The sequence below is a fragment of the Pelatocladus sp. genome (genome assembly GCF_059505505.1).
Window position 1 is genome coordinate 72,465 of sequence record NZ_JCACKS010000101.1, and the last position, 21,836, is coordinate 94,300.

Sequence of the window (21,836 nt, forward strand, 5' to 3'; positions counted from 1 at the left end):
CATTTCACCTTCTGATTTTAGTGAATCACGCACTGGAAATGTCATTTCACCTTCTCATTTGGGTAAATCACGCACTGATTTTGACAAAATCAGTAAGCAAAAAGCCATATTGCTTACTCGAACGGAAGCATCCCAATTTTTTACCGTGCTTGGGTTAAAACTTTTGGCTAATAGCACAAGTCGTCTTCAGACGACTTTATAAAATCAAGCAGTCTGCTTTAAGCAGACTTTAGCTATGAGACTGCGATCGCAATCGCAGATGGATTTTTTGAACTTGTGAGAGCGATCGCACTTTTGCCGAAAGTTATTAGAAATTTGCCGAGATTGTTGTGATGATATCTAGCCAACGAGCAATTTGATGGCGTTGCGAATCAGAATTGTGGTGCGGTGTAAGTCCTGCATTTTTTCTTGATAGAATCGCCACTGCTGATCTTGTAACCATTGTTCACAATCGCTAGCTTTAAGCAGTGCTTTTTGGCTATCTGTAGGTTCCCCAATCATATCAAGCACTTGGGTCAATAAATAATAAGCGTTGATTCCTGGATGATGCATTCCTACACCGTCTCTCATCTGATCAATGGCTTGGTATGGAAACCGTGCGATCGCTCTAATCCATAATTCCCTTTTACTATAATTTCCCACTGGCTGGATGCCATAATCTTTACCTATCGCTTGCAAGTCTTCTAGCGATAGCAATTCAAGCTGTTCTCTTGATAGCATAATGATTGTCTACTCTTATAAAGTGGATATGGTGGATGAAAACTTACCAGGTAAAGCATCCACCAATTACTCATTAAACACGTGGTGTCGCGTGTTTCATCATTATATTTACATTTATATACAATGCCCAATCCTAAAGGTAATCCCAAAAGCCTTAAGCCATTCACTACTGATAGAGAAGAACCGTTAACTGAAAGAATTAATTTACGTATACCTAAAAGCATGAAAGATGAATTATCCCAAAAAGATAATCCACCGGAATATTGTAGAGAAGCTATTCGTGAAAAGCTGGATAGAGATAAAAATAAAACAAATGAATAAATTAACAGAAAAGTCAGGGCGATCGCTTTTGCAGTCAAAAAAGTAGCGTGCGATCGCCCTCTCGTACTAGCCTTTTTGTTCCATGTAACTCAATAACCAATTAGCAGCTGTCGCCCTGCGAGTTTGTCGAGGGCCAAATTCCCCGATTTTATAACCCTTAAAACCCAGCTTTTCTTTGACTATTTGTTTATACTGTGTTGGGATAGAACGAGTCAATTTGACTGTTGCTGGACGACTGTCAATAAAATCAGGCGGTTCTGGATACTCATCTCGCCATTCGGCAGACACTTCCTGATTATCCCACTTAGCTGTTACCGAGTCGTAGCGATAACCTAAGTAGTGCCATACTAATTGATTAACTGTGGCGTCATCAATTTCTTCGTTGAGAATTGCCCAAATAGTATCTGTATTAAGTGGTGGCAAATTAGACATAAGCAATTCAAAATCAAAGCAGGATAAAGTTTTGGACTCTGTAATAAGTCCATTTTTTAGAGCATTATGTCTAACTTGTCAATGCATAAATTCCAATTTCCTCTTTGTGTCTACCTATGGAAGCCCTAATTCCTGAGTGCGTTGATAAACCTTTGCAAACCTCTGAATACACTTGGTTTTTTCCCTGGTACTGCTGCGACAGAATCTCCTTGTGTCGTAGTTGTCGAGTCTTGTCCTTTAGCAATAATTAGATCCAAGTCGTCGCCGGAGGGTTTTTGTGGTAATTCGGCAATTTTTTGGTATTCTCCGTTATTTTCTACCAAAATTTCCCATAATCCTGGATAGCAACGGAACAATGCTACATCTTCGTATACAGGACGTAAGTAGTAACAAGATTCTATTGTGCTGAGAAAACGAATTCGGGTTTGCCTAGCAGCATAACCAATTCCGATCTTGCCAGCATCTTCCAAAAAAGGATTTAACATAACGAAGGGGCGATCGCCTATAACCGCACAAATTTTTTCCAATTGCGGGACTTCTGGTGAACCAGGGGCGATAAACAGGAAAATTTCATCTTCTGATTGAACTTTTGACTCAATAGAGGCAGCTCTACCAGTGCCAATGTCAGTAATTTGGAATGATACATCTTTCCAGTCGCGACGGGCAAGACCAACACTACCCGCATCTGCAAAGAAAACTTTAAGTTTGTCTTTGTATTGGGCAAAAGTGGGTAGAAATTGTTGAGCTACTTCCATTAATTTCAATTCGGGAAACAATAACTCAACTTGTAGCCGAGTATAGCCATCTGCTATTGCTGCTTGGGTAGCTGTACGCGCTTGGGCGATCGCATCTTCTAAAGAGTTTGGTAGTTCAGCCATTTTAAAAATTTTTAGATTTTAGACTTTGGATTTTAGATTTAGCCATTAATTATTTCATTACATAATGACCAATGACTAATGACTAAAAACCAATTCTACAGGTGATAGTCTTTGTAAAACTTGCTTAAATACCATCGCTACCCAATCTACATCCGCTTCGGTGGTATCTCGTCCTAGCGTCATTCGTACACTGGCAAAAGCTGCTTGTTCTGAATAACCCATTGCTAACAAAATTGGGCTAGGGCTGAGTTTACCACTATTACAAGCAGCCCCAGCGCTTACCCCAATCCCGGCGCGGTTTAATTCTCGTACTAAACTTCTACCACTAACTTTTTCACCATCGGCGTGTTCTAAGCAAAAGCTGACGTGATGGGGGAGACGATGAACTAAATCACCTGTGGGTATTAAATCGGGGACATCTGTTAACTGGGAAAACAGGCGATCGCGTAACTGCATCAATCTGGGTGTTTCTCTCGCTATTTCTTGGGCTGCTAATTCGGCGGCGACACCAAACCCAGCAATTATTGGTACTGCTTGTGTACCGGAACGCGATCGCTGTTCTTGTCCTCCACCACCCAATAGGGGAACCAATTCTACACCTGGACGCACATACAAAGCTCCTGCGCCTTGTAGACCGTAGATTTTATGACTAGAAATACTCAGTAAATCCACAGGTAAATTTTGCACATCAAGAGGTAGGCGTCCTGCTACTTGGACTGCATCTGTGTGAAATAAAACACCAGCATTACGGGCAATATTTCCCAATTCGGTGACTGGTTGGACTGTACCAACTTCGCTTTGTCCATAAATTATTGAGACTAATATTGTGTTGTCTTGCAATGCTGCTTTCAAATCTAAAGGGTTAACTCTACCTTGATGATTTACTTTCAAGCGAGTTACTTCCCAACCCCACTGTTCTAATAACCGCGCAGGTTCAGAAATAGCGGAATGTTCAACACTGGAAATAATTAGATGCTGGGGTTTGCTATACAAACGAGCAATACCCATAATTGCTAGATTATCTGCTTCTGTACCACCAGAAGTAAAAATAATTGATTCCGCAGGTGCATTGATGAGTCCGGCTACCTGCATTCTAGCTTGTTCTAATACCGTTGCTGCCCGTTGTCCCCACTCATGTAAGCTAGAGGGATTACCCCACTGTTGAGTGAGGATTGTTTGCATTGCTGCGATCGCTTCTGGGCGAGTAGGAGTAGTAGCACTGTAATCTAAATAAATTTGCATAGACTCTCCAGTCAATACACTGGGAAACGGGCTGTTTCTATTTTCACTAATACAATACATTTCTTGAATAAGTCAGCCCCTCACAGACTTTTCGCCGACAATGAGGAGAGGAAAAATCGATCACTGTCCAAGGCGATAAACACTAATAAACATACAGCAGATTTCAACAAGCGTGAGGTATGGAAGAAACCCACCCGCTTTGGGGATTAGGGAAAGGGTGTACTCCATTTAGATACAAAGTGCTGTAGATGGATTATGGGTTGGCTGATAAGTTAGTCCCCAATCCTCAATCCCTAATTGTTCTGTGATTTAATCACCTACAGTTTGGGAATTATAAATCTGTTCAGCTAAGTAAATTTTTATCAAACTACTGTGTTTTTGTTATCTATCCAATGGCGTTTGTCTTCTATATTTTTAGTCATACTAATCTTATCTGCTTGTCAACGAGTCCATTCTGACAGTAAGCGTTTAGAACCACTACCGCAAGATCCATTCGTGCAAGTTTACTTCAATCATTCTCAGTCTTCTCAATATTTAGAACCTTATCGTCAGCAAATTCATCAAGGAGATGATTTAGAAAAATTAATTGTTGACACTATTTCCCAAGCAAAATCAACAATTGATGTCGCAGTCCAAGAATTACGTTTACCCAAAATAGCGCAGACAATTGTAGATAAACAAAAATCGGGAGTCAAAGTCAGAGTCATCATAGAAAATCATTATAGTCGTCCTTGGAGTAGTTTTACTGTTGATGAGGTGAAGAAATTAGATAAAAGAGAACAGCAACGTTATCAAGATTATCGGTTATTTGCAGATAGTAACAAAGATGGAAAACTAAGTATAGAGGAAATAAACAAAACAGATGCTTTAGTAATTTTAAATCAAGCAAAAATACCTTTAATTGATGATAGGGCTGATGGTTCTCAGGGTAGTAGTTTGATGCATCATAAATTTGTAGTTGTAGATAATCGCTTTGCGATCGTTACTTCCGCAAATTTTACCATGAGTGATATACATGGTGATTTTATTAATACTAATAGCTTGGGTAATGCTAATAATTTATTAAAAATTGACAGTCCCGAATTAGCAGATTTATTTACAAAAGAATTTAACTTGATGTGGGGTGATGGAGTAGCAGGTAAATTAGACAGTAAGTTTGGTTTACAAAAACCTTTACAAAATTCTCACCAAGTTATCTTAGGTGATAATCAAATTACAGTCAAATTTTCACCTAACTCTCCCACACAGCCTTGGAATTATAGCAGTAATGCTTTAATTGGCAACACCTTAAGTTCCGCTAGTCAATCTATAGATATAGCATTATTTGTCTTTTCGGAACAGCGTTTAGCAAATATACTTGAAATCAGGCACAAAAACAACGTGAAAATTCGCGCTTTAATTGAGCCAGGATTTGCCTATCGTCCCTACAGCGAAGCATTAGATATGATGGGCATAGCTTTGAGTGAAAAATGTAAAAATCAACTTGATAATCATCCTTGGAAAAATCCCATTACTACCGTAGGCGTACCTGTTTTAGCAAAAGGTGATTTATTGCATCACAAATTTGCCGTTATTGATCAAAAGACAGTCATTACAGGTTCTCATAACTGGACAAAAGCAGCTAATAACAATAATGATGAGACACTTTTAGTAATTGAAAATCCTATTGTTGCTGCTCATTATCAGCGAGAATTTGACAGACTTTATACCAATTCTAGATTAGGTATTCCACCAAAAATTCAACAAAAAATCAAAGCACAATCAAAACAGTGCCATAAATAATTAAGTAATCACGCAAAATTAATTACAGTCATTGCGAGCGAAGCGTTCGCTCTTAGCGTTCCCGAAGGGTAGCAATCCTAGCCGCAATGCTCTTAATAAAGGGTTATAAAACTTCAATATCTTTATCATTAGAATAATTTATTTTTCTTTTTATAACAATGTTAATTAAATAACAATATTTCATCAATTAAATTGAGTATTATATAAATTTCAAAAAGAATGGTTTCAATCTTGATATTGATATTTCTGCTCTTTTGAAAGTAAAAACTTATCTAAATGCTGCGATAATTCAATTTTTATATAGAAATACAGTTTGATTTTTCAAAATATACGTAGGGTATGTTAGCGACAGCGTAACGCAACCTACGATACTTTATTTTGTTCAAAATTAAAATAGCAGCCCTATATGATTTGTGAAAATGCTTTTAATAAACGAACTACATAGACACAAAGTGAATACTTATTCTACACTGAAGCCGGGTCAAGCCTGTCTACAGAAGTCACCTAAACTCTGCTTAAGCAGACTGCTTGATTTGTTTGAGTCGTATAAAGACGACTTGTACTATTAGCTAAGGGTTTTAAACCAAGCGTGGTATATTGAAAAAATTGGGATGCTCCCTATACTTGGAATTTATTCACGTCTATTAAGACACAGTACTGAGACTAATGCAGGGTGGCGAAAATAAAGGTTTTTGATTGCGTGAATGCATGATTGTTAATTCCTCGGAAGTATTACTAGTTCTAGATAATAGCTCCAAAAGAATTTTGACAAAAACATATTAGATTGTCGAAAAAAATTCTCTAAAAAATTGAATTATAAGTAGCCTTTTAAATTGGTGTTGTCCAGAAAATGTAAGGATATAACAAATATTAAAATTCATTTGTTTCATATTTAACTACAAGGCTTGACATTAATTTATTGTAATGTCAGCCATTTATTTTCATCAGATAGATCATACTATGAAGCGAAGTTTCATAGCCTAGTTAAAATAGGATTATGTGCTAATGGCTGATTTGATTCTCTCCTCAAAGAGTACGCTGCTTTCAAAGAGAGCGGATATTTATACGGAGTCCAAATATGAACAAATATGCTGTGCTGTCACAGTCACAAATGAATAAAGTTTTTCTATTGACAAATTCAAAGAAAAACTTTCTAGATTTAACATCCAGAGGTATCAATGAATTTTATTTCTTTTAGCAAACAGCCAAATCCATATAAATTACTTAAACAAAGACCACAATGGCACGGAGAGAACATCATGGACACCAGTATTGAAAATGAAGATTTAACAATGCCAGATTCTTCATTAGACACAGGCATTTTCAGTCAATCAAATCGTGGTCGCGTGGCTATTTTTATTGATGGTTCCAGTCTATTTTATACAGCTTTACAACTAGGAATTGAAATTGACTATGCCAAATTACTTTATTGTTTAACAAAAGGTGCAAAACTATTGCGTGCATTTTTCTACACAGGTGTCGATCGCAATAATGAAAAACAACAAGGTTTTCTGTTATGGATGCGACGCAATGGTTATCGTGTAGTTACCAAAGAATTAGTCCAGTTTCCAGATGGTTCTAAAAAAGCCAATTTAGATGTAGAAATGGCAGTAGATATGATTAATTTAGTCCCCTATTACGATACTGCGGTTTTAGTGAGTGGGGATGGAGACTTGGCTTATGCTGTCAATGCGATCGCCTACAAAGGAGTACGAGTAGAAATTGTCAGTGTCCGCTCAATGACTAGTGATAGCTTAATTGATGTTGCTGACTGCTTCATTGATTTGGACACAATCAAACAACATATTCAAAAAGACCACAATTCTGCTTATAACTACCGACCTCTATCTAACACCAGCGTACAGTAAACAATTTCCTGATCAATTCATCCTCATCTATACTGGTAACTTGCCAGAGCAGTAGATATTTTGTGGAGTAAACTGCTCTTAATTTGTTACGTGCATTTTACTCGTCTTTAACTCAAATGGATATTTTAATTGTTGAGGATGAACCGGAAATTGCTCAGTTGATCCAACACTCTTTAGAAAAAGAAGGATTTGTCTGTCGTACTTGTCGCGATGGAAACACTGCTTTGCGGATGTTTCAAGAGCAAACACCAGACTTAATGATTTTGGATTTAATGATTCCTGGCTTAGATGGACTGGAAGTTTGTGCCAGAATTCGCCAAAAACCAGGATTAAAAGACCCATATATATTAATGCTGACAGCCAAAGGCGAGGAAATAGATCGAGTGATTGGCTTATCTACTGGCGCTGATGATTATATGGTTAAACCCTTTAGCCCTAGAGAGTTAGTTGCTAGAGTCCGCGCTCTTTTGCGACGTAGTCTGCGAGGCGTAGGTCAAAATCAAATTTATCGTACGCAACATTTTACAGTAGATGTAGAACAGCGTACCATCAGTCGCCAGATAGATTCTCAGCCACTAGAAATTTTGGAGCTAACAACTCTAGAATTTAATTTGTTGAGTACTTTTGTCAGCAGTCCTAGTCGAGTTTGGAACCGCACCCAGCTAATTGACAAGCTGTGGGGTGATAACTTTTATGGTGATGAACGAGTTGTAGATACTCATGTAGCGCGGTTGCGGAAAAAAATAGAACCAGATCCTGCTAACCCCACTTTTGTTAAAACTGTTGTAGGCGTAGGCTACAAATTTGAAGACCCTCATGTAATTTAAAGTTTTAACATGATTAACAAGGGTTCGCGATCGACAAAGTCTTTACCTTTGGGAACTCGCTTATTTTTCTCCCACTTGGTAGTGATGATTGTGGGGGTACTTACCCTTGTCATCATCAGCAAACTTTCTTCTCCACGTTTTTTTGTCTTGCACTTAGAGCAATTAGAAAGACGAGGTTACAGATTATTTAATATCCGCACAGAATTAGTTGACGGATTTGAAGGTGCTTGGAGACGCAGTACTGTCTGGTCAGTGATTGTCGGTGGAACAGCAGCAGGGGGATTAAGTTTCTGGGTTTCTAGGCGCATTATGCAAGGTTTGACTCAGATGGAAAAAGTCACTCAAGAGTTTGCTACAGGTAGACTGAATGCTCGATTACCAATGTCAGACATTCCAGAACTCAATAGATTGGGGATAAGTTTCAACCGCATGGCCGCAAGCTTAGAAGGAGTCGAAACGCGGCGACGGGAATTGATTGGAGATATGACTCACGAGTTGCGGACACCTCTGACGGTAGTACGCGGTTACTTAGAGGAACTAGCTGATGGGAGTATGGAACCCTCCCCAGAAATTTATGTACTCTTAGTCAGAGAAACTAAGCGTTTAGAGCGATTAGTAAATGATTTGCAAGAACTTTCTAAAGCAGAAGCAGGTTATTTGCCAATTCACATCAAACCTGTAAATATACGCCCCTTATTAGAATCATTAGTAACTAGATTTGCCGAGCAATTGCTCGAAGATGGGCCAGTTCTGCAACTAAAGTGTCCAGCCGAATTACCTCTTGTCTTGGCAGATATTGATCGCACAGAACAGGTGTTGGTAAATTTAGTTGGTAATGCAGTACGCTACACAAATCAAGGCACAATTACTATCCAGGCTTGGATTAATGACTCAAAACTCTGGATAGCAGTAATTGACACAGGTATGGGAATATCACCAGAAGATTTACCTCATATATTTGAACGCTTTTGGCGAGCTGACAAATCTCGCGATCGCCACTCTGGTGGTACTGGTATCGGTTTAACCATCTCCCACCGCTTAGTAGAACTACAAGGTGGCTACATGGAAGTAGAAAGTGAACTCGCAGTAGGAAGTACTTTTCGTTTTTGCCTACCTTTATCTGGAGGGATCAAGGAGCGGGGATAAGGGATAAGGGATTGGGGACAAAGCAGACAAGGGAGAAGGGGGACAATAAACACGCTCCCTTAACCTAAGCTTGCACTATTTTTAACTCAAGAGTTATTGAAAATGTTTTACTTTATCCACAAATCCGTGCGATCGCTGGATTAAAAAACGGTGAAATTATCGATATTTAGATGTATGCGACACTACAAGTTGTCCAACAATTGCTGCTGAGTAGATTCAGCGTTAGAGGTGGCATACATCTATACATCGTATAGTTACGGGATGTGAGGAGTACAAATGCTTGAGTCTATAGCTGTTGCTTGGTTATTATTATTTTTTGGTGATTTTCTTTCCACTTTTTGCTACCATGTACCAGAACATGTTTTTGGTAGCCTACATATACAAACCCATCACTCTGCAAAAAAGGACTTTCGCCACTACGCAATATTGACTGTTAATGTTTTAGTTCTTTTAGATGGTGTTTTAGGTGCTTTGCCATATTTCTTAGTAGCTATATTTTTATGGAGTTTATCTCCGATTGGTGTTATCTGTGGGCTGTTGTTTGGTCAGTTTCATGTATGGTGGAGACATACCAGTGTCATGAATTGGCAAACTCCTAAATTTGTGACTAGCTTATGCCAAGTTTTATTTATCACAACTCCCGAAGCACACTGGCAACATCATCAAAAAACTAACTTAAGCTACGGCGATATTTTCACATTTTTTGACCAACCTGCAAAAAGTTGGTTGCGTTGGCTGCGTTTACTGAGGCTACATTTCAAATATTCACGCATCTAAGTCCAGCGTTTGCGGAAATACTCTGCGTACCTCTGCGTTTAAGACCGCTACGATTTTACGCAAAGTTGTACTCAATTCAATACGCTTCAGTTAAAGGGTAAAGGTGTTTCTTTGTTATTTTACCCTTTAACTTTTTGCCCAGCAGCACCTTAGATAACGTTAATTAAATACAAGACATCGACACAAAACAGTCATAACTACTTCATATCCAATTGATAGTTTATAAATGATTACAGATAATTTAATTCTCAAATGAAGGACTATATATGTTGGATTGATCCATCTTTATGTCTGAATCTACAATTAGTTTTAACTAGAATTAATTGCTTGATAAGTGCCTTAATAATATTGATTTGAGAAAAATTTATGTTTGAAAATTCAAGTCGAAGTCTTGTAATACGAAATATTCATGTTGATTAAATATGTATATTATTTTTATAGCTGTATTTCTCGTGAGTTTACTGACTTTATCTGGTTGGGCTGCGATCGCCTACCTTTTTCCGAATAACCATTCTCATGATTCATATAAATGAACTATGCAAAAATAACTTTAGCTAATCTGTAAATTCCCTCTCGAATTTGTTGCTGTGTCAGTTCCGAGTAACCAAAAATAAATTCGCCTGTAACATTCCCTTTGAGATATTGGGATTGAGCGGATATCATCCCCACACCCAAGGACGCAGCACCCTCAATAATCTCCTCATCCGTAAGTTGCGTCTGTAGTTTCACCATTAAATGCAGCCCAGCCTTCTCGCCTAAAATTGTAACTCGTTCCCCAAAGCGATCGCTTAAGGCTTGCACTAAAACTTGACGACACAGATCATAGTGCTGACGCATTTTTCTGATATGTCTTTCTAAATGTCCTTCTTCAATAAAATCAGTTAAAACATACTGTTCTAGCAATGGTAAATGTCTATCACTCAACCACTTAGCACGGGCAAATATTGGTACTAAACTTTTGGGTAAGACCAAGTAACCAATCCGCAGTGAAGGAAACAGTACCTTGGAGAAAGTACCCATATACAGGACACAATCGCTTTTATCCAAGCCTTGCAAAGCTGGAATCGGTCTGTCACCATAGCGATATTCACTGTCATAATCATCCTCAATAATCATTGCTCCATGAGAATGCGCCCAAGCTAGTAACTCTAGTCGCCGAGACAAAGACAATATTGCTCCTGTGGGAAACTGGTGAGAAGGAGTTACATAAATAAGCTTAATGTTTTCACCCGTATAGTTACCTAAATCCCTAACTATCAAACCAGACTCATCCACAGGTACTGGTAGAAGCTTTGCACCTTGTGCTAAAAAAATACGACGTGCGCTCAGATAACCAGGATCTTCTAAAGCAACAACATCACCAGGATTGATTAACAAGCGCATCACCAAATATAAAGCTTGCTGAGTGCCATTGGTGATCATCACCTGCTCAGGTTCGCATTGCACTGCACGGGACTGGGACAAATAACGAGCGATCGCTTCCCTTAATCGTTCATATCCCAAGGCGTCTGTCGCATAATCTAGCCAATGAGAATGGGAGCGACAATGACGAGACAGTAATTTTCGCCATAGCTGCATTGGAAATAATTCAAAAGCAGGTCGCCCATAGCGGAAGTTAATCGGGGCTTGAGGTTCTGTATTTATAAACACATCATTTTCTATCAAACTGGCGGCATACTCAGACAGAGGGCTTTGACCAGAAGCAGACTTTTGGACTGACTCAATCGGGGCGGAATGCAACAGATCGTCCGGGAGTTGGGCGCAGACATATGTGCCAGAACCAACAATAGTTCTGATATAGCCTTCACTAAAGAGTTGCTCATAGCAATTAGTCACCGTAGTACGAGAAATACCCAAGGATTTTGAGAGCTTTCGCGTGGATGGAATACGCTGATTACGTAGCAGGCGTCCGTTGAGAATCGCTTTACGTATTTCCTCGTATAACTGTTGATGTAATGGCACATTTATATTACTGTCGAGTGCGATCGCTAAATCCATACTCTAGTTTTGTGTAACATCTAAGTGGACTGATATTACAACACAAAAGTGGCTCTTGTAGTAGACCACTTGCACAATTAAGCTGACAATATACCCTATTGAACAAGCTTTTGCTCATGAGTAATAATAGTGAAAATGTGTTGAGAGTGACGCAACGCACTAAAATCAGACGTGTTCCCCAACGTGGAGAGTATGAACGTCAAGTTATCTATGACATTTTAGATGAATGTTTGGTGTGCCATGTCGGGTTTGCTGTAGATGGTCAACCATTTGTGATTCCTACAGCTTATGGCAGGATAGGAGACAAACTTTACATTCATGGCTCTCCTGCAAGTAGAATGTTGCGATCGCTCCAAAATGCTATCGAAGTCTGCGTTACTGTCACGCTACTTGATGGATTAGTGCTGGCGCGATCTGCTTTTCACCACTCAATGAATTATAGATCAGTAGTAATATTTGGCACGGCAGCAGTTGTAGAAAGTCCTGAAGAAAAGCTAGCAGCACTATACGCCTTTACTGAACATGTCATATCGGGACGGTGGACAGAGGTGCGCCCGCCCAATCGCCAGGAACTACAAGGAACTTTAGTATTATCTCTGCCACTGGATGAAGCATCAGCAAAGGTACGGACAGGCCCACCGTTGGATGATGAGGCAGATTACAGTTTACCTGTATGGGCTGGTGTGTTGCCATTGCAACTGACAACAACAGTACCGATTCCAGATTCTCGTTTGCAGTCGGGTATTACTCTACCTGACTATGTGCATAAATATACTCGTACGCGTTGATTGCAGATGCATTGGAAATGGGTTTAACTAGCACTGTTCAAGCATATTTGCAAGTTTTATCTACTTCCTCCTGCTTCTTGTTGATAAAATTAGCTGGAGCTTATTGGATAAAAATCTGTGCTAGCAGCCTTACTGTACGGTAAAGAGAATTTGCGTTTAGAAACAGTCCCTGACCCTACTCCCCGAAAAGGAGAGGTGGTAATACAGGTGGGAGCAGCAACAACTTGTGGTACAGATTTAAAAGTGTGGCGTCGTGGTGGTCATGCTAAGATGCTCAAACCTCCTACTCTTTTTGGTCATGAGGCTGCTGGACAAATCGTGGCTATAGGTGAAGGTGTCACGGGTTGGCAAATAGGCGATCGCGTGGTTGCTAATAATTCGGCTCCTTGCATGAATTGCTTTTTTTGTCAACGCCAAGAGTATTCTTTGTGTCCAAATTTGACATGGAATAACGGTACTTTTGCCGAATATCTGAAAATTCCTGCCCCGATTGTAAAGCATAATTTATTGCCCATTCCCGAAAATTTATCCTATGAATTGGCAGCCATGACAGAACCTCTAGCTTGTGTACTGCATGGCGCAGCTCGTTCCAACGTCAAGAGTGGAGATAAAGTGGTAGTCTTGGGAGATGGGGCAATTGGGTTGATGTTTGTAGCCAAGTTGGCTCATGAAGTGGAAGTGGAAGTACTGCTATTCGGTGGTAATGACGACAGGCTAGAAATTGGTAAAAAACTCGGTGCAGCCCAGACGTTTAATTATCGACAATTACCAGACATCCCCACTTTAGTCAAAGAATTTACGGATGGCTGGGGTGCAGATGTAGTCATTGAAGCGACTGGTTTACCTAGTGTTTGGGAAACAGCGATCGCCTGCGCCCGTCCTGGTGCAACGGTGAATTTATTCGGCGGTTGTCCACGAGATACAACAATTACCGTCAACACAGAACAACTCCACTACAGTGAACTTACGCTCAAAGGAGTATTCCATAATACCCCTGAGTTTGTTAGAGCCGCTTTATCATTAATCGCTAGTCGTAGAATTCCCTTTGAGTTATTAATTAGTGAACAGCGTCCGTTACAGGATTTAGAAGCGGTATTTTGCGATATGCGATCGCGCAAAGTGATCAAAGTTGCCATGATTCCGTAGTTGTACTTATAAATAAATAAAGGCAGCAGGGGAAAACTAAAATTACCCTTTTTAATGAAGTAGGTTGGTATAAACAAATGCAAAAAAAACCCCTGCTGAAAGTTTTGATATTGCCTTTTTCTCTCGTTCCCTATATCTGCGGAGGAACATTTTTTGCTGACCAAGCCAAAGCTTTACCAGGACAATCAACAGAAGAAGTTGGCGCTTGGATACAAGCACACCCGACGCTGCGTCCCAATAGTAACGAGCGATTTTTTATACAGAAAAGTGATACAGCAGCCCAGCGATTCACTTTTCAAGCATCGGTGTTTGCTCCTGGTAAAGTAGAGTTTATTCAAGACCGCAGCCGCATTCGTAGCGAAAGGCTGAGTATGTATGATGCCATTAATGGCATGAGTTTTGAGCGCTTGCAAGAATCTTTACGAGTAGTATATGGCGTGGATATTTACCAAGATTTTAAACGCGCTCAAGTTGTGTATGAATATCCAACTCAAAGTACCGTTAATTCGGCTCGTTTTGCCAAAACTCCCATTCGGGAAGCCTTGCGGGGAGAATTACGTCTAGGCGATCGCTATGCATACTGGGTAGAAATTGCCCAACCCAAGAACGGAAAAGCTTTCACTGGTCAAATGACTGTTTTGCTCAAATTTGACTTAGATAAACTAAAAGCGCAATTGCAAAAAAGATAGTTTTTGGTCATTGGTCATTTGTCATTAGTTATTGGTGTTTCTTGTCTTCCCACACTCCAAGCACACCCCAAACTCCCCATTCTTCCTTGTCTCCCTTGTCCCCAATCCCCAATCCCCAATTAATGTAAATTTTGCCAGTTACCGGAAAAGATACTTTCAGTGGCGATCGCGATTCTCAATAAGTCTTCTTTCAGCAGAGGAGGCCAGTCAACCCCTGCTTTGCGTCCTGCTGCAAACAACATTTGAGTTTTGATAGTCAGTTCATACAAGGCGTAGGCGAGTTCTCGTTCAATAGTAGTAGCTTCTTTGAGACCTTCAAATACCACTTTTAACGCCAGCAAAGTAGAGGTAATCTGACCCGGAACTGGTGGTTTTCCCTGCTGCAAGCGGCTGAGTAGCGCATCCGGGTTTTCTTCAGAAGTGATTGTTTGATCTATGAGGAATTTGCAAGCAGTTTCGTAGTTCATAGCATTTCCGAGTCACCACATCAGTATTACCTACGGCTATTTAAACATTTTTTTACTTTTAACAATACACATATAGCTGTCAACCATTCATAAAGTCGGTATGCAACGAAATTGTCAAACTGTGCTAATTTCCCACCTCCACACTTCTCCATCTTTAGGATCGATAATCTCTGATACCTTGGTCATTCCACACTTTTCTAATACTCTAGCCGATGCGTTACGCTCTGCTAGTGTATGAGCGCAAACACAGTCAACTAGCTTTGATGCGAATGCAATCTCAATCAGCTGACGCGCCGCAGAAGTTGCAAAACCTCTGTCTTGATAACTTGGGGCGATGGAGTAGCCAATCTCAATCGTGCGCTGAGAATCAGGAATTGATTTAAAGCCTCCAAGCCCAACCAATGCATGATCAGGACGAAAGACAAACAGATACGGTAGCCACGGATGCCAAATTTGTGAGGCTTGCATCTGGTTGAGACTGTACTGAAGTACCCCCCTAAAAGGCAAGTATCCATCGACAACCTGAAACCCATAAGCAGTCTGGAAAGCATCTGAACCCTCAATTAGCTTTTGAATGTGTTCAACAGAGCAAGGAATAATTTCTACATCCATAGAAGCCAGTATTAATATGGGTATGATATGAGCGATCGCGGATTGCTGTAAGCATAAAATGACCAACCAAAGAAGTATCGAGTCATGACTATGGCGAAGCAGCAAGCTGAATCCAAACGCAAAGTACTTCTATATCCTGGTGAGGATAGTTATAGGACATTTTGCAAGTTAATTGCACTCCATCCAAAATCTCACAACAGGATTCATTCCTGTCTTTCATGCGGCTACACAACTCACCGAGATGTAGCAGCATCACTTGTGATACGGAACAGAGGTATCAACGCGCTGGGACGCAGCGTGGAAGAAAACGCTTGTAGAGACGGTCTGACGGAGACGGGAAACCGTCTAGTTAAGAGTCGAAGAAGCAAGAACAGTGGTGGAGAGGCACGGATTCATCCTGCCTCGTAACATCATTTGAGAATCCCTGCGGCTTTAGTCCAGGGAGTACGTCAATGTCTTCTCAATTTGGTATGGTAATAACGGCATAGATGAACTCTAAAATAAAAAATAACGCTGCGCCATTGGTAAAACAGTTGCAGGTTCACACGTTAGCAACTCCCCATCAGCCTTTACTTCATAGGTTTCTGCATCGACTTCAATATGTGGTAGTGCATCATTCAACTTCATATCCTGCTTACTTAACTGGCGTGTTCCTGACACTGCAACTGCTTGCTTTTGCAACTTCAATTGACTAGGAATCTCGTTTTCTAATGCTGTTTGCGACACGAAAGTTAAGGATGTCGCATGACGCGCGCCCGCAAAACTGCCAAACATCGGACGCATATGTACAGGTTGGGGTGTGGGAATACTAGCATTAGCATCTCCCATTTGCGCCCATGCGATCGCTCCACCTTTAATGACAATCTCTGGTTTCACGCCAAAAAATGCCGGACGCCACAAACATAAATCTGCCAATTTACCTTCTTCCACTGAACCCACATACTGAGAAATTCCATGGGTAATAGCTGGGTTTATAGTGTATTTAGCAACATAGCGCCTGGCTCGAAAATTATCAGCTAGAGTGTCTCTACCAAGGCTTCCTCGTTGCACTTTCATTTTGTGTGCAGTTTGCCAAGTACGAATTATTACTTCTCCGACTCTTCCCATTGCCTGAGAGTCAGAAGAGATCATGCTAAACGCCCCCAAATCGTGCAAAATGTCTTCAGCAGCGATGGTTTCGCGACGGATGCGTGACTCAGCAAATGCCACATCTTCAGCAATTCCTGGATCAAGGTGATGGCAAACCATCAACATATCTAAGTGTTCATCGAGGGTGTTAACAGTGTAAGGACGGGTGGGGTTGGTGGAGGATGGTAAAACATTTGCCTCACCACAGACTTTAATAATATCTGGTGCGTGTCCACCACCTGCGCCTTCGGTATGGTAAGTGTGGATGACACGATTTTTAAAAGCGGCGATGGTATCTTCTACAAATCCTGCTTCGTTGAGAGTGTCGGTGTGAATTGCTACTTGTACGTCGTACTCATCAGCAATATTTAGACAGGTATCAATAGTTGCTGGTGTAGTTCCCCAATCTTCGTGTAGTTTTAACCCCATTGCACCAGCTAAAATTTGTTCTACAAGTCCTTGGGGTTGACTGGTGTTGCCTTTCCCCAAAAATCCCAGGTTGACGGGGAAGGCATCGGCGGCTTGCAACATTCGGTAAATATTCCAAGGTCCAGGTGTGCAAGTAGTCGCATTTGTACCTGTAGCTGGTCCAGTACCACCCCCAATCATTGTAGTAATCCCGGATGCGATCGCCACTTCTATTTGTTGGGGACAAATAAAGTGGATGTGGGAATCAATACCGCCAGCCGTGAGAATCATTCCTTCACCAGCAACGGCTTCTGTACCAGGACCGATAATAATATCTATATCGTCCTGAATATAGGGATTACCAGCTTTACCCATTTTAAAGATTTTGCCATCTTTAATGCCGATATCAGCTTTGACGATACCCCACCAATCGAGAATCAAAGCATTGGTGATTACCATATCAACAGCACCATCGGCGTTGGATATGGGGGATTGTCCCATCCCATCGCGAATGACTTTACCACCGCCGAATTTTACTTCATCGCCGTAGGTGGTGAAGTCTTGTTCAACTTCGATAAACAATTCTGTATCGGCTAGGCGGATGCGATCGCCTACTGTCGGGCCATAAGTTTCCGCATAAGCGCGGCGATCCATTCTGTAACTCATCAATTATTCCTCTTAAAAATCTTCAAGCTTATCCCAGTCAGTAATTTGTGCTTGCTTGCGATTGCGAAACATCCGCTTTTTCAAATGAGGAAAATCAGCAATTTCCATTTCTCGACGTTCCCCACCCATAACATAAACTAAGTTTTCATCGAAGGGATTTTTAAGATGATGTCCTACAGAAGGGGTAGGGAAACCCATAAAATCACCCGTAGTAACCTCGAATTCAACACCATCAATTTCAGCGATACCCCGTCCAGAAAGAATATAGACAAATTCTTCCTCAAATTCGTGAGAGTGATAGATAAAAGATTCTTTTCCTGGAGGGATTTTAACTAAATGAAATCCTATTCTTTGCATCCCCACTTGTTCACTTAACGATACACCGCTAATTTCAGAATTAGGATTTAAAGGATGACAAACAGTTTGTTCCGGGAGTTGTTTAATTGCGTTTGCTTTGAGAAGACAGCGAGGTTTTTGATTATTATTCATAATGTCAAACCACAGAAGTGTAGAATAATTAAACTATACTAAAAATTGCTTATACCAATTTAATATGAAGCTGCATATTATTTTAACCCCTCCCAACCTCCTCTTGGTAAGGGGAGGTGCCGAAGGCGGTGGGGTTCTTTCTATGCATCTTCATATGGAAATGGTATTAGAGCTTTACTTTATTTAAATAACTAAAAGCTTTCTTATGCAGGGTGTTATAACTACTGTTATGAAAGTCCAGCTATTAGCCGTTTTTAGTATAAGAAAAAATAATTTTTAACTATCTAAATATCCGTTAATTTTGCCGTTGAATCCGTAGACTTGGCGTGTACCAGCAAAAGGAACTAGGGTGACTTCTTTTTCATCGCCTGGTTCAAATCTAACTGCTGTTCCGGCGGGAATATCGAGGCGCATTCCTCGCGCTTGTTCTCGATCAAAGTTTAAGGCGGCGTTGACTTCAAAAAAGTGGAAGTGGGAACCAACTTGGATGGGTCTGTCTCCTGTATTTGCCACTTGTAATTTTACAGTAGGACGCCCCGCGTTCAGTTCTATTTCGCCTTGTGGTGTAATAATTTCTCCAGGAATCATAGTATTGGTCTTTATAAAAATTTTACTTGAGGAATGTTTTTGATAACTTCTCATCTAAAGACTTTCTAAAAAATCCACAAATGGTTTGAAGGCTTGAGGACATTGGTTAGCAATTTCTTGGTAATCAACACTCATCCCCTCCTTTAGAATTGTTATTTCCCTTGACTGCAAAAAATTCTATACTAATACCTTGCTGGTATTTTTCTTCGATTAAACTTTTGAGTAATACTTCCATCGCTAGTTTATCGAATGGGATTATGCACAGTCACCAACTTTGTCCCATCAGGAAAAGTTGCTTCCACCTGCACTTCATGAATCATTTCTGGTACTCCTTCGATGACATCATCTCGCGTCAACAAGGTAGTACCATAACTCATCAACTCTGCAACTGTCCTACCATCTCTGGCACCTTCTAAAATTGCAGCAGAAATATAGGCTATAGCCTCTGGATAATTTAACTTCAAACCCCTGTCTTTACGTCTTTCTGCCAGTAAAGCAGCAGTAAAAATGAGTAATTTGTCTTTTTCCTGCGGCGTCAGTTGCATTTCCTCACTCTTCCTTTGTGTTCTACCCTAGCGTGTCTAGTGTGTCTTTGTAGTTTAAATCTGCCAAACTCTTGGCACACAGCTACCACGATTCAAAAAAGACATGCGTAATAACTGCCAAACACCGATAAACCAGTTTCTCACTTCACTAGTTGAAGATCCACGATATCTACACAAAAGTCCATGTTCTAATCGAGTCACACCTATTTGAGAGTGAGTGAGGGTGGGTTTCCATAGACTTCGTGCTTGACTTACTAATTCTGGTGATATTTCTGACCCAATGTAGACTAGACTACCGACAATTGGTTGCCCTGCCAAACCATGGGGACTGTGAAAAACTTCTTCGCTACCTGGTAAGCATTGTCGATCTATCCATAAAGGTTTGTCTTGCTCCCAAATTTCGGTGTGCGATCGCCACTCTCCTTGCAAAAATTTCTCTCCTCTAGCACTGCGACCAAATCTAGTAATTTCCCAGCCAATATAACTAGCTTTTGTAGCTAATTTTATACATAAATTCTGCTGATAGAATGCACCATCAAAAACAATTGTTTCTTGCGGCAACCACTCTAAACAAGCACCATCATCAACTTTGATCTCAATCACTTGTTTGGCAGTCATGCCGTTACTACGGTAGATTTTACCAGCAGTTGCAGTAGTAATTAATGCTTGAGAATGGGATTGGAGGTGGAAGTTATAGGAGAGGCGATCGCCTCCGACAACACCTCCAGCTGTATGTAAAATCACACTATGACAGACTTCTTGCCCTTCTGGATAAAAAGGACGTTGCACTTTTAGTGGTGCTTGATTTTGATTAAAAATCAATTGGGTTTGATTTTGGCGATGGGCATACACTAAGTTTATGTTTCCATGCCAAACATCCTTGCTTGGTGTTGTGGTTTGATCAGGTTTTTCATTCATTTTGGTGTACCCAGTTCATGATGGCTACAGTTAACAAGTCGATGAAGTAGACAGTTGAAAAAACTTGGTGGAGTTGCCAAAGCTATCTGCCACAGCTTATCTTGATCATAAAAAAGCGCTCTCATCTAGAGAGCGCTTTTTTATTGTTCAGAAAAAGCTAACTATCCATTTATTGCTAGAGGTATAGCATCAAGCGCAGCCAAGTCTAATGGGAAGTTGTGAGCATTACGTTCATGCATCACTTCTATACCCAGGTTGGCACGATTGAGTACATCTGCCCAGGTATTAACAGTACGACCCTGGGAGTCAAGAATTGATTGGTTAAAGTTGAACCCATTCAAATTAAACGCCATTGTACTGATACCCAAGGCCGTAAGCCAGATACAGACTACAGGCCAAGCACCCAAGAAGAAATGCAAGGAACGAGAGTTGTTGAAACTAGCATATTGCCAGATTAAGCGTCCGAAGTAACCGTGAGCAGCTACGATACTGTAGGTTTCCTGTTCTTGACCAAACTTGTATCCATAGTTTAAGGATTCGTTCTCTGTGGTTTCCCGTACCAAGGAGGAAGTCACCAAAGAACCATGCATAGCGCAAAATAGCGCACCACCAAACACCCCAGCGACACCAAGTTGATGGAAGGGGTGCATGAGGATATTATGCTCGGCTTGGAACACAAGCATGAAGTTAAATGTACCACTGATACCTAAAGGCATTCCGTCAGAGAAACTACCTTGTCCAATAGGATAAATTAAAAAGACCGAGGTAGCAGCAGCTACAGGAGCAGAATAAGCAACGCAAATCCAAGGACGCATACCCAAGCGATAGCTGAGTTCCCATTGTCGTCCCATCCAACAGAAGATACCGATGAGGAAATGGAAAACTATTAGTTCGTAGGGGCCACCATTGTAGAGCCATTCATCCATAGAAGATGCTTCCCAAATTGGGTAAAAGTGCAATCCAATGGCATTGGATGTGGGTACAATCGCACCAGTAATGATGTTATTGCCATATAACAAAGAACCAGAAACAGGTTCACGAATACCGTCTATATCGACAGGTGGTGCGGCAATGAAGGCAATAATAAAACAGATGGTTGCGGTTAATAATGTTGGAATCATTAATACGCCGAACCAGCCGACATAAAGTCTGTTCTCAGTGCTAGTAATCCATTGACAGAATCTATCCCACAGACTACCGCTTTCGCCTTTTGTTAAAGTTGTGGTCATGACTATTTTCTTTCAAAAATGAATGTAGACATTACAAACTTCCTCAATTTTATAAATTGAGAAATTTGCTGTTTTCACGGTTATTTGCGAAATTTTTCTCGCTAGTAGCTGAAATGTCTTGAATTAAGACTAAAATCTGCTTGAATAGCGGTTTAAATTTGGATTAATCAGA

General features: G+C 40.6%; 24 protein-coding genes. 11 read left to right on the forward strand and 13 right to left on the reverse strand.

The window, feature by feature from the left end; all coding sequences use genetic code 11:
- A partial coding sequence (locus AC5JMK_RS09330; RefSeq protein WP_495909943.1) for a hypothetical protein occupies positions 1-202 on the forward strand: 202 nt, incomplete at its 5' end.
- A 137-nt stretch (positions 203-339) separates the two neighbouring features.
- Here AC5JMK_RS09330 and AC5JMK_RS09335 read toward each other — a convergent pair.
- Positions 340-720 carry a hypothetical protein gene (locus AC5JMK_RS09335; RefSeq protein WP_495909944.1) on the reverse strand — a complete coding sequence of 127 codons (381 nt, stop codon included), beginning with the start codon at positions 718-720 and terminating at the stop codon, positions 340-342.
- 123 nt (positions 721-843) lie between these two features.
- On the opposite strand from AC5JMK_RS09335, the gene AC5JMK_RS09340 reads away from it, so the two are divergent.
- Positions 844-1,041: a ribbon-helix-helix domain-containing protein gene (locus AC5JMK_RS09340; RefSeq protein WP_096674609.1), complete on the forward strand. Its 198-nt coding sequence runs from the start codon at positions 844-846 to the stop codon at positions 1,039-1,041.
- A 66-nt stretch (positions 1,042-1,107) separates the two neighbouring features.
- Here the strand turns inward: AC5JMK_RS09340 and AC5JMK_RS09345 are convergent, their stop codons facing one another.
- From AC5JMK_RS09345 to AC5JMK_RS09355, 3 genes are all read right to left on the reverse strand, one after another.
- Positions 1,108-1,473, reverse strand: coding sequence for a DUF1823 family protein (locus AC5JMK_RS09345; RefSeq protein ID WP_096674607.1), 366 nt, complete (start codon positions 1,471-1,473; stop codon positions 1,108-1,110).
- A 125-nt stretch (positions 1,474-1,598) separates the two neighbouring features.
- On the reverse strand, positions 1,599-2,351 hold the full coding sequence (locus tag AC5JMK_RS09350; RefSeq protein ID WP_096674604.1) for a DUF1995 family protein: 753 nt from the start codon (positions 2,349-2,351) through the stop codon (positions 1,599-1,601).
- A 75-nt stretch (positions 2,352-2,426) separates the two neighbouring features.
- The gene (locus AC5JMK_RS09355; protein WP_495909945.1) at positions 2,427-3,593 is read right to left on the reverse strand and encodes a cysteine desulfurase family protein; all 1,167 of its coding nucleotides are present in this window, start codon (positions 3,591-3,593) and stop codon (positions 2,427-2,429) included.
- A gap of 372 nt (positions 3,594-3,965) precedes the next feature.
- Between AC5JMK_RS09355 and AC5JMK_RS09360 the strand changes: the two genes are divergently transcribed.
- From AC5JMK_RS09360 to AC5JMK_RS09380, 5 genes are all read left to right on the forward strand, one after another.
- Positions 3,966-5,375 carry a phospholipase D-like domain-containing protein gene (locus AC5JMK_RS09360; protein ID WP_096674600.1) on the forward strand — a complete coding sequence of 470 codons (1,410 nt, stop codon included), beginning with the start codon at positions 3,966-3,968 and terminating at the stop codon, positions 5,373-5,375.
- A gap of 1,178 nt (positions 5,376-6,553) precedes the next feature.
- The gene (locus AC5JMK_RS09365; protein WP_096674598.1) at positions 6,554-7,243 is read left to right on the forward strand and encodes a LabA-like NYN domain-containing protein; all 690 of its coding nucleotides are present in this window, start codon (positions 6,554-6,556) and stop codon (positions 7,241-7,243) included.
- Positions 7,244-7,359: 116 nt separating this feature from the next.
- Positions 7,360-8,070, forward strand: a complete 711-nt coding sequence (locus AC5JMK_RS09370) for a response regulator (RefSeq protein WP_495909946.1) — start codon at positions 7,360-7,362, stop codon at positions 8,068-8,070.
- A gap of 9 nt (positions 8,071-8,079) precedes the next feature.
- The gene (locus AC5JMK_RS09375; RefSeq protein WP_096674594.1) at positions 8,080-9,216 is read left to right on the forward strand and encodes a sensor histidine kinase; all 1,137 of its coding nucleotides are present in this window, start codon (positions 8,080-8,082) and stop codon (positions 9,214-9,216) included.
- A gap of 276 nt (positions 9,217-9,492) precedes the next feature.
- The gene (locus tag AC5JMK_RS09380) at positions 9,493-9,993 is read left to right on the forward strand and encodes a sterol desaturase family protein (protein ID WP_096674592.1); all 501 of its coding nucleotides are present in this window, start codon (positions 9,493-9,495) and stop codon (positions 9,991-9,993) included.
- A 534-nt stretch (positions 9,994-10,527) separates the two neighbouring features.
- On the opposite strand, the gene pdxR is transcribed toward AC5JMK_RS09380, so the two are convergent.
- On the reverse strand, positions 10,528-11,991 hold the full coding sequence (gene pdxR / locus AC5JMK_RS09385; protein WP_096674589.1) for a MocR-like pyridoxine biosynthesis transcription factor PdxR: 1,464 nt from the start codon (positions 11,989-11,991) through the stop codon (positions 10,528-10,530).
- Between the two features lie 116 nt (positions 11,992-12,107).
- On the opposite strand from pdxR, the gene AC5JMK_RS09390 reads away from it, so the two are divergent.
- From AC5JMK_RS09390 to AC5JMK_RS09400, 3 genes are all read left to right on the forward strand, one after another.
- Positions 12,108-12,779: a pyridoxamine 5'-phosphate oxidase family protein gene (locus AC5JMK_RS09390; RefSeq protein WP_495909947.1), complete on the forward strand. Its 672-nt coding sequence runs from the start codon at positions 12,108-12,110 to the stop codon at positions 12,777-12,779.
- A 117-nt stretch (positions 12,780-12,896) separates the two neighbouring features.
- On the forward strand, positions 12,897-13,925 hold the full coding sequence (locus tag AC5JMK_RS09395; RefSeq protein WP_096674585.1) for a zinc-dependent alcohol dehydrogenase: 1,029 nt from the start codon (positions 12,897-12,899) through the stop codon (positions 13,923-13,925).
- Between the two features lie 77 nt (positions 13,926-14,002).
- Positions 14,003-14,614 carry a hypothetical protein gene (locus AC5JMK_RS09400; protein WP_096674583.1) on the forward strand — a complete coding sequence of 204 codons (612 nt, stop codon included), beginning with the start codon at positions 14,003-14,005 and terminating at the stop codon, positions 14,612-14,614.
- A 119-nt stretch (positions 14,615-14,733) separates the two neighbouring features.
- On the opposite strand, the gene AC5JMK_RS09405 is transcribed toward AC5JMK_RS09400, so the two are convergent.
- Positions 14,734-15,081 (reverse strand): Dethiobiotin synthetase, encoded by a 348-nt coding sequence (locus AC5JMK_RS09405; RefSeq protein ID WP_096674581.1) that lies wholly within the window; start codon positions 15,079-15,081, stop codon positions 14,734-14,736.
- Between the two features lie 114 nt (positions 15,082-15,195).
- Positions 15,196-15,798 (reverse strand): GNAT family N-acetyltransferase, encoded by a 603-nt coding sequence (locus tag AC5JMK_RS09410; RefSeq protein ID WP_495909948.1) that lies wholly within the window; start codon positions 15,796-15,798, stop codon positions 15,196-15,198.
- Between AC5JMK_RS09410 and AC5JMK_RS09415 the strand changes: the two genes are divergently transcribed.
- Positions 15,778-16,101: a hypothetical protein gene (locus tag AC5JMK_RS09415; RefSeq protein ID WP_495909949.1), complete on the forward strand. Its 324-nt coding sequence runs from the start codon at positions 15,778-15,780 to the stop codon at positions 16,099-16,101. The two genes, AC5JMK_RS09410 and AC5JMK_RS09415, sit on opposite strands and share 21 nt — an antisense overlap.
- Before the next feature lie 87 nt (positions 16,102-16,188).
- On the opposite strand, the gene ureC is transcribed toward AC5JMK_RS09415, so the two are convergent.
- The 6 genes from ureC to psbA all read right to left on the reverse strand — a co-directional run bounded on the left by ureC (position 16,189) and on the right by psbA (position 21,664).
- A complete protein-coding gene (ureC, locus tag AC5JMK_RS09420; RefSeq protein ID WP_495909950.1) occupies positions 16,189-17,895 on the reverse strand; it encodes an urease subunit alpha in 1,707 nt (568 codons plus the stop codon).
- Positions 17,896-17,907: 12 nt separating this feature from the next.
- A complete protein-coding gene (locus tag AC5JMK_RS09425; RefSeq protein ID WP_096674573.1) occupies positions 17,908-18,384 on the reverse strand; it encodes a cupin domain-containing protein in 477 nt (158 codons plus the stop codon).
- Positions 18,385-18,660: 276 nt separating this feature from the next.
- On the reverse strand, positions 18,661-18,972 hold the full coding sequence (locus AC5JMK_RS09430; RefSeq protein WP_096678764.1) for an urease subunit beta: 312 nt from the start codon (positions 18,970-18,972) through the stop codon (positions 18,661-18,663).
- Between the two features lie 242 nt (positions 18,973-19,214).
- Positions 19,215-19,517 (reverse strand): urease subunit gamma, encoded by a 303-nt coding sequence (gene ureA / locus AC5JMK_RS09435; RefSeq protein WP_096674571.1) that lies wholly within the window; start codon positions 19,515-19,517, stop codon positions 19,215-19,217.
- A 54-nt stretch (positions 19,518-19,571) separates the two neighbouring features.
- On the reverse strand, positions 19,572-20,435 hold the full coding sequence (locus AC5JMK_RS09440; RefSeq protein WP_096674569.1) for an urease accessory protein UreD: 864 nt from the start codon (positions 20,433-20,435) through the stop codon (positions 19,572-19,574).
- A gap of 161 nt (positions 20,436-20,596) precedes the next feature.
- Positions 20,597-21,664 (reverse strand): photosystem II q(b) protein, encoded by a 1,068-nt coding sequence (psbA, locus tag AC5JMK_RS09445; protein ID WP_096674567.1) that lies wholly within the window; start codon positions 21,662-21,664, stop codon positions 20,597-20,599.
- Positions 21,665-21,836: the final 172 nt, after the last annotated feature.

What these genes read in the sequence shown, in the direction of transcription:
- AC5JMK_RS09425 (WP_096674573.1), bottom strand. Translation starts at nt 18,384, where the DNA reads ATGAATAATAATCAAAAACCTCGCTGTCTTCTCAAAGCAAACGCAATT.
- AC5JMK_RS09440 (WP_096674569.1), bottom strand. Translation starts at nt 20,435, where the DNA reads ATGAATGAAAAACCTGATCAAACCACAACACCAAGCAAGGATGTTTGG.
- ureC (WP_495909950.1), bottom strand. Translation starts at nt 17,895, where the DNA reads ATGAGTTACAGAATGGATCGCCGCGCTTATGCGGAAACTTATGGCCCG.
- AC5JMK_RS09430 (WP_096678764.1), bottom strand. Translation starts at nt 18,972, where the DNA reads ATGATTCCTGGAGAAATTATTACACCACAAGGCGAAATAGAACTGAAC.
- AC5JMK_RS09335 (WP_495909944.1), bottom strand. Translation starts at nt 720, where the DNA reads ATGCTATCAAGAGAACAGCTTGAATTGCTATCGCTAGAAGACTTGCAA.
- AC5JMK_RS09400 (WP_096674583.1), top strand. Translation starts at nt 14,003, where the DNA reads ATGCAAAAAAAACCCCTGCTGAAAGTTTTGATATTGCCTTTTTCTCTC.
- psbA (WP_096674567.1), bottom strand. Translation starts at nt 21,664, where the DNA reads ATGACCACAACTTTAACAAAAGGCGAAAGCGGTAGTCTGTGGGATAGA.
- AC5JMK_RS09350 (WP_096674604.1), bottom strand. Translation starts at nt 2,351, where the DNA reads ATGGCTGAACTACCAAACTCTTTAGAAGATGCGATCGCCCAAGCGCGT.
- ureA (WP_096674571.1), bottom strand. Translation starts at nt 19,517, where the DNA reads ATGCAACTGACGCCGCAGGAAAAAGACAAATTACTCATTTTTACTGCT.
- AC5JMK_RS09390 (WP_495909947.1), top strand. Translation starts at nt 12,108, where the DNA reads ATGAGTAATAATAGTGAAAATGTGTTGAGAGTGACGCAACGCACTAAA.
- AC5JMK_RS09375 (WP_096674594.1), top strand. Translation starts at nt 8,080, where the DNA reads ATGATTAACAAGGGTTCGCGATCGACAAAGTCTTTACCTTTGGGAACT.
- AC5JMK_RS09405 (WP_096674581.1), bottom strand. Translation starts at nt 15,081, where the DNA reads ATGAACTACGAAACTGCTTGCAAATTCCTCATAGATCAAACAATCACT.
- pdxR (WP_096674589.1), bottom strand. Translation starts at nt 11,991, where the DNA reads ATGGATTTAGCGATCGCACTCGACAGTAATATAAATGTGCCATTACAT.
- AC5JMK_RS09370 (WP_495909946.1), top strand. Translation starts at nt 7,360, where the DNA reads ATGGATATTTTAATTGTTGAGGATGAACCGGAAATTGCTCAGTTGATC.
- AC5JMK_RS09345 (WP_096674607.1), bottom strand. Translation starts at nt 1,473, where the DNA reads ATGTCTAATTTGCCACCACTTAATACAGATACTATTTGGGCAATTCTC.
- AC5JMK_RS09380 (WP_096674592.1), top strand. Translation starts at nt 9,493, where the DNA reads ATGCTTGAGTCTATAGCTGTTGCTTGGTTATTATTATTTTTTGGTGAT.
- AC5JMK_RS09365 (WP_096674598.1), top strand. Translation starts at nt 6,554, where the DNA reads ATGAATTTTATTTCTTTTAGCAAACAGCCAAATCCATATAAATTACTT.
- AC5JMK_RS09355 (WP_495909945.1), bottom strand. Translation starts at nt 3,593, where the DNA reads ATGCAAATTTATTTAGATTACAGTGCTACTACTCCTACTCGCCCAGAA.
- AC5JMK_RS09340 (WP_096674609.1), top strand. Translation starts at nt 844, where the DNA reads ATGCCCAATCCTAAAGGTAATCCCAAAAGCCTTAAGCCATTCACTACT.
- AC5JMK_RS09415 (WP_495909949.1), top strand. Translation starts at nt 15,778, where the DNA reads ATGACTATGGCGAAGCAGCAAGCTGAATCCAAACGCAAAGTACTTCTA.